Annotated in this window: 6 protein-coding genes and 1 pseudogene; 5 read left to right on the top strand and 2 right to left on the bottom strand. The window is 68.2% G+C overall.

The window, feature by feature from the left end:
- The 5 genes from AAC997_RS17615 to AAC997_RS17595 form a co-directional block, all read left to right on the top strand.
- Window positions 1–318, top strand: a 318-nt coding sequence (locus tag AAC997_RS17615) for an acyl-CoA dehydrogenase family protein (RefSeq protein WP_340647011.1), incomplete at its 5' end; no start/stop codon positions are given.
- Between the two features lie 2 nt (window positions 319–320).
- A complete protein-coding gene (locus AAC997_RS17610; RefSeq protein ID WP_340647010.1) occupies window positions 321–638 on the top strand; it encodes a DUF3253 domain-containing protein in 318 nt (105 codons plus the stop codon).
- Between the two features lie 35 nt (window positions 639–673).
- Window positions 674–1,258 carry a uracil-DNA glycosylase family protein gene (locus AAC997_RS17605; RefSeq protein ID WP_340647009.1) on the top strand — a complete coding sequence of 195 codons (585 nt, stop codon included), beginning with the start codon at window positions 674–676 and terminating at the stop codon, window positions 1,256–1,258.
- Window positions 1,255–2,274 (top strand): alpha/beta fold hydrolase, encoded by a 1,020-nt coding sequence (locus AAC997_RS17600; protein ID WP_340647008.1) that lies wholly within the window; start codon window positions 1,255–1,257, stop codon window positions 2,272–2,274. Before AAC997_RS17605 ends, AAC997_RS17600 begins: the two co-directional genes overlap by 4 nt.
- Window positions 2,275–2,334: 60 nt before the next feature.
- Window positions 2,335–3,411, top strand: a complete 1,077-nt coding sequence (locus tag AAC997_RS17595; protein WP_340647007.1) for a Glu/Leu/Phe/Val dehydrogenase dimerization domain-containing protein — start codon at window positions 2,335–2,337, stop codon at window positions 3,409–3,411.
- Here the strand turns inward: AAC997_RS17595 and AAC997_RS17590 are convergent, their stop codons facing one another.
- Window positions 3,412–4,749 carry an MFS transporter gene (locus AAC997_RS17590; RefSeq protein ID WP_340647006.1) on the bottom strand — a complete coding sequence of 446 codons (1,338 nt, stop codon included), beginning with the start codon at window positions 4,747–4,749 and terminating at the stop codon, window positions 3,412–3,414.
- Window positions 4,750–4,880: 131 nt separating this feature from the next.
- A pseudogene (locus AAC997_RS17585) lies at window positions 4,881–5,366 on the bottom strand (hypothetical protein); the annotation flags it as partial.

Below are 5,366 nucleotides of genomic sequence, written 5' to 3'. Positions count from 1 at the left end.
GTCCTGCAATGGATGCTCGCCGACATGGCGATGCAGGTCGAGGCGGCGCGTGCCCTGGTGTACGAATGCGCGCGGCTGGTCGATGCGGGTGATTTCTCGCGCATGGCGGAGATGTCTTCGATGGCAAAGTGCTTTGCTTCGGACACCGCGATGAAAGTCACCACCGACGCGGTGCAGATCTTCGGCGGCGCGGGCTATGTCGCCGACTACGGGATCGAGCGCTTCTACCGCGACGTGCGCATCTTCCGGATCTACGAAGGCACCAGCCAGATCCAGCAGGTGGTGATCGCCCGCGAAACCCTGAAACGAGGCGGCTGACCATGAGCATCGACATGGAGGCCGTGATCCTGGAGATCGTCGGCAAGCTCCCGCCCGGCAAGTCGGTGTCCTCCGAAGAGGTGGCCCGGGCCGCCGAGCCCGAGCGCTGGCAGCGCCTCACCGGCCACGTCCGCGCCACCGCCCGCGGCCTGGCCCGCCAGGGCCGCATCACGGTGCTGCGCCACAACAAGCCCGCCGACCCCGACACCTTCAAGGGCGTCTACCGCCTGCGCCTGCCGACGGACGACGAGCGGGCGGCTGCGTTGTCGAAGGCGACCGAGACCCCCGTGGTCGATGCGCCAGACGAGACTGCGGCCTAGCTGGCCTTGGGGCCTGTCGTGCCTAGATAGGCCCCATGTCTCTCTCCACCGTCCTTGCCGACATCGCCGCCTGCCGCGCCTGCGCAGGGGAACTGCCGCACACGCCGCGACCGGTCGTGATGGTGAGGAGCGAGACGCGGCTGCTGATCGTCGGCCAGGCGCCGGGCCGCCGTGTTCACGAGAGCGGCCTGCCCTTCACTGATCCCTCCGGTGACCGTCTTCGCGCCTGGATGGGGATCGACGCGGCGACCTTCTACGCGCGGCCCGAGATCGGGGTGGCGGCCATGGCCTTCTGCTTTCCCGGGACCAGCCCCAAGGGCGGCGACTATCCGCCCCCGTCGCGCTGCGCCCAGCTTTGGCGACCCAAGCTCATGGCCGCCCTGCCGGAGATGGAACTGACCCTGCTGGTGGGCGGCTATGCGCAAGGATGGGCGCTGGGTGATCGGTCCAGGGCGAACATGACGCAGACCGTGCGCGCCTGGCGGGACTACCTGCCGCACTACCTGCCCATGCCCCATCCGTCCTGGCGCAACACGGGCTGGCTGAAGAGGAACCCCTGGTTCGAGGCGGAGGTTACGCCCTATCTTCGCCAAAGGGTCCAAGCCATTCTAGAGTCGTGAAGCGCCTCCTCGTCCTCCTGTCGGCCATGATGCTCACCGCCTGCACGCCCTTGATGGTGCAGCAGGCCGGCATGCCGCCGGCCGCCTTCTCGGGCCCCAGGCTGGAGGGCGACCAGTTCGTCAGCTTCGACGGCGCCCGCCTGGGCCTCACCACCTGGAAGGCCGATGCGCCCGAACCCTGGGCCGTGATCATCGGCGTCCACGGCATGAACGACTATTCAAACGCCTTCCACCTGGCCGCGCCCTATTGGGCCAGCCACGGCGTCACCACCTACGCCTACGACCAGCGTGGTTTCGGCCGCTCGCCCCACCGCGGCATCTGGGGCGGGGATGATCTGATGCAGGAGGACCTGCGCACCATCGCCGCCGTGGTCCGCGCCAGGCACCCGAACGCCGTCATCGTGGTGGCCGGAGAGAGCATGGGGGGCGCCGTCACCGTGGAGGCGTTCGCCTCCGACCGCCCTCCCGCCGCCGACCGTGTCGTGCTGCTGTCACCCGCCGTCTGGGGCTGGTCGTCCCAACCCCTGCCGTACAAGACCACCCTTTGGTTCGCCGCCCGGCTGACCGGATCAAAGGTCTACACGCCGCCCGACTGGCTGACCAAGCGCGTCGCCCCCACCGACAACCGCGAGGAACTGATCGCCATGGGCCGCGACCCCCTGATGGTCTGGGGCGCGCGGTCCGACACCCTCTACGGCCTGGTGGCGATGATGGAGCGGGCCTACCAGGCCACCGGCCAGATCAAGGTCCCCGCCCTCTATCTCTACGGCGCCAATGACGAGATCATCCCCAAGCGCCCGGCCTTCGAGGCCGCCAGCCGCCTGAAGCCCGGCGATCGCAGCGTCTACTACAAGGACGGCTGGCACCTGATGACCCGCGATCACCAGGGGCCCAAGGTCTGGGAAGATATCCTGACCTATGTCCGCGATCCCGCCGCCCCCCTGCCGTCCGGCGCCCCGCCCATCCCCAAGCCCGGACGCCAGAGCGCCCAGGGCGCCTCATCGCCGGGGTTGTGAGATGGAACGTGCGGGCGTAGAGGCGGGTAAATCCTTCCCCAATTCGAGCCCGTTCTCAGCATGACCCTGTTCGATCATCCCGCCTTCGAGGGCCACGAGAGCGTCAATGCGTTCTTTGATGAGAAAACCGGCCTCAAGTGCATAATCGCGGTCCATTCCACGGCCCGGGGGCCGGCGGCGGGCGGTTGCCGCATGTGGCCCTATGCCAGCGCCGACCTGGCGCTCGACGACGCCCTGCGGCTGTCGCGGGCCATGTCCTACAAGAACGCGATGGCGGACATTCCGCTGGGCGGCGGCAAGGCCGTGATCATCGGTGACAGCCACACCCAGAAGACACCCGCCCTGTTCGAGGCCTTCGGCCGCGCGGTGGACAATCTGGGCGGCCGCTACTGGACCGCCGAGGACGTCGGGGTTTCACCGGCCGACCTGACCCACGCCCGACGACAGACCCGGCACGTCGCCGGCCTCGAAGGCCATGAGGCCGCCTCGGGCGATCCGTCGCCGGTCACCGCCGAGGGCGTGTTCCGCGGCGTGGCGCTCAGCGTCCGCCGGGCGCTGAACCGGGACCTGTCCGGCGTCACCGTCGCCATCCAGGGCGTCGGTCATGTCGGCGCCTACCTGGCCGACAAGCTGCATGCGGCCGGCGCCAAGCTCATCATCACCGACACCAACGCCGAGGCGCTGCGCGCGGTGGCGGAGAGGACGGGCGCCAAGGTCGTCAGTCCCGCCGACATCTTCGAGGCCCAGGCCGAGGTCTTCGCCCCCTGCGCCCTGGGCGGCGCCATCAACGCCGACACCCTGCCGCGCCTGAAGGCCCGTATCATCGCGGGCGGCGCCAACAACCAGTTGGCTACGCCGGAGGTGGGGCGGGCCCTCTTCGAACGCGGCATGCTCTATGCGCCGGACTATGTGATCAACGGCGGCGGCATCATCAACGTCGCCGCCGAGATCGCCGCCCTGGAGGCCGGGACCAGCTTCGATGCGGCCTGGGTGGCCACCAAGGTGGACCGCCTTACCGAGACCCTGGACGAGGTCCTGGCCCGCTCCATCGCCGAACGCCGCCCCACCCACGAGGTCGCCAACGAAATCGCCAAGGCGAGGATCGCGGCGGCGGCGGAAGCCAGGCTGGCGGCCTAGCTACATCGTCGACATTCGGGCGGTGCGTGGCTCCTTCACCGCGAAGATCAGCAGGGCCAGGGCCAGGGACAGGAACCCGATCGAAACCCCGAACACGGTGGTGTAGCCCAGGGCCGTGGCCATGATGCCGCCGGCCAGCGGACCGATCGAGGCCATGATGCCCTCGGCGGTGGCCGAGATGGCGATGCGCATGGGCATCTCGTCGCGCGATCCGAACTCCAGGATCATGGTGTTGGCGGCCATCATGTAGCCTGACTGCGAGGCCCCCAGGCCAAAGAAGGCCAGGAAGGTCATGGGCATCAGGTGGACGTTCATCAGCAGGACCGTGGCGGCGATCCAGATCACCAGGGACACCAGCAGGATCAGCCGGAAGCCGGTCTTGTCCCCCAAATAGCCCCACAGCAGATTGGAGAGCGTGTCGGCGCCCAGATAGGCCAGGGTGAGCAAACCCAGGTTGCCGCCGGTGAGCTCGATCGTGGAGCCGGCGTAGATGATGTAGAACGGCACCGCCAGGCGGCCCGCCGTGGCCAGCATCTGCACGAACAGGAAGTACATGTAGCCCTTGTCCGAGGCGATCAGGGCCGGGAAGTCCTTCAGCCGCTCCAGCAGCTTGGTCTGCTTACGCAGAGTGGGGGGCTCGGGTTCCCGCAGCAGCATGTTCAGGGCCGTCAGGCCTAGGCTGGTGAGGATGAAAGCGAAGATGAAGGTGACGCCGTAACCGTTGCCGAACAGGTTCGCGCCGATGAAATAGCGCCCGGCGAAATAGGCCAGGATGGCGGCGATCAATCCCCCCGTGGCGTTGCGCCAGGCCTGCAGCCGGCCGCGCCGGCTGAGCGGGATCACCTTGGCCATCAGCAGGCCGAACACCACCCGCTGCGCGCCCATGAACAGGCCAAACAGGAACATGAAGCCCAGGATGGCGATCACCAGGGACTGGCCGCTCAGCAGCCAGCCGGAGGCCGCCATGCCCAGGATCTGCAGGCGGGCCAGGCCGCCCATCCACATGGCCGCAGGCATCACCTTGGTGCGGTGTTCGATCTGGGTGGCGCCGACGATGGGCGACACCACGCTCCCCACCTGCTGCAGCGCCAGGCCCAGGCCAACGATGGTGTTGGAGCCGGAAATCATGTGCAGGTAGGCGGGCAGGAAGGTCGGCGCGTTCACCAGCCGGAAGCCCGTCATGCCCAGCATGCCGTGCAGGTAGTTGCCGATGTAGTTGCGCTTCAGATTGTCCCAGACGAACTTTTCATAGGCGGCCTCTTTTTCCACCATGGTCGTGCTGTCGGGCGCGGCGGCTTCACCGCTGGCCACCGGTACGTCGGTAATTTTTTCTTCCAATGGCGTCCCGCCCGCGCGTGCAGGGGATTTGAAAAGCCGCGCGGGCTCTCCCTTTTAATAACGGATAAATTCAATCCGTTCGGTCTAGCAGAGTCCCCGAGCGTGGAAACCCCCGGTGACGAGAGGCCGCGCTATTGTGGCTTTCGCAGCGCCAGCAGGGCGCCGAACGCCAGAACCGAGCCGCCCGCCATGATGCCCAGCGCCAGGTTGGCCGACCTGTCCAGCATCAGGGCGAAGACAAAGGGCGACACCGCCTGCAGCAGGCGGGCGGGCACGTTCAGCACGCCGAGACGGCGCCCATAGTTGCGGTCTCCGAACAGGGCCAGCGGCAGGGCGCCGCGGACGATCGTGAACAGCCCGTTGCCCGCCCCGTAGAGGATCGTGAAGGGTGCGGCCGCGATACCGCCAAAGGCGATCAGCAGGCCTGCCCCGATAGGGAACATGGCCACCGCCACCCGGCCCGAGACCAGGGGGTGAATGCGGCGGACCAGGGCGAACTCCGCCAGCCGGGCGGCCACCTGGGCTGGACCCACCAGGGCCGCGGCGCCCACGGCGGCCGCCGGGCTGACCCCCAGGGCGTTCAACATCGGCGGCAGGTGGGCCGACATGGCCGAGCC

The sequence above is a fragment of the Phenylobacterium sp. genome (assembly GCF_037968635.1).
In the GTDB taxonomy this organism is placed as follows: Bacteria; Pseudomonadota; Alphaproteobacteria; order Caulobacterales; family Caulobacteraceae; genus Phenylobacterium.
The sequence above is the reverse complement of the archived record's forward strand: the minus strand, read 5'-3'. Positions and strand labels throughout refer to the sequence as shown.

Bases quoted from the DNA above. Each gene is read 5' to 3' on its own strand.
- AAC997_RS17610 (WP_340647010.1), top strand. From the start codon at position 321: ATGAGCATCGACATGGAGGCCGTGATCCTGGAGATCGTCGGCAAGCTC.
- AAC997_RS17605 (WP_340647009.1), top strand. From the start codon at position 674: ATGTCTCTCTCCACCGTCCTTGCCGACATCGCCGCCTGCCGCGCCTGC.
- AAC997_RS17595 (WP_340647007.1), top strand. From the start codon at position 2,335: ATGACCCTGTTCGATCATCCCGCCTTCGAGGGCCACGAGAGCGTCAAT.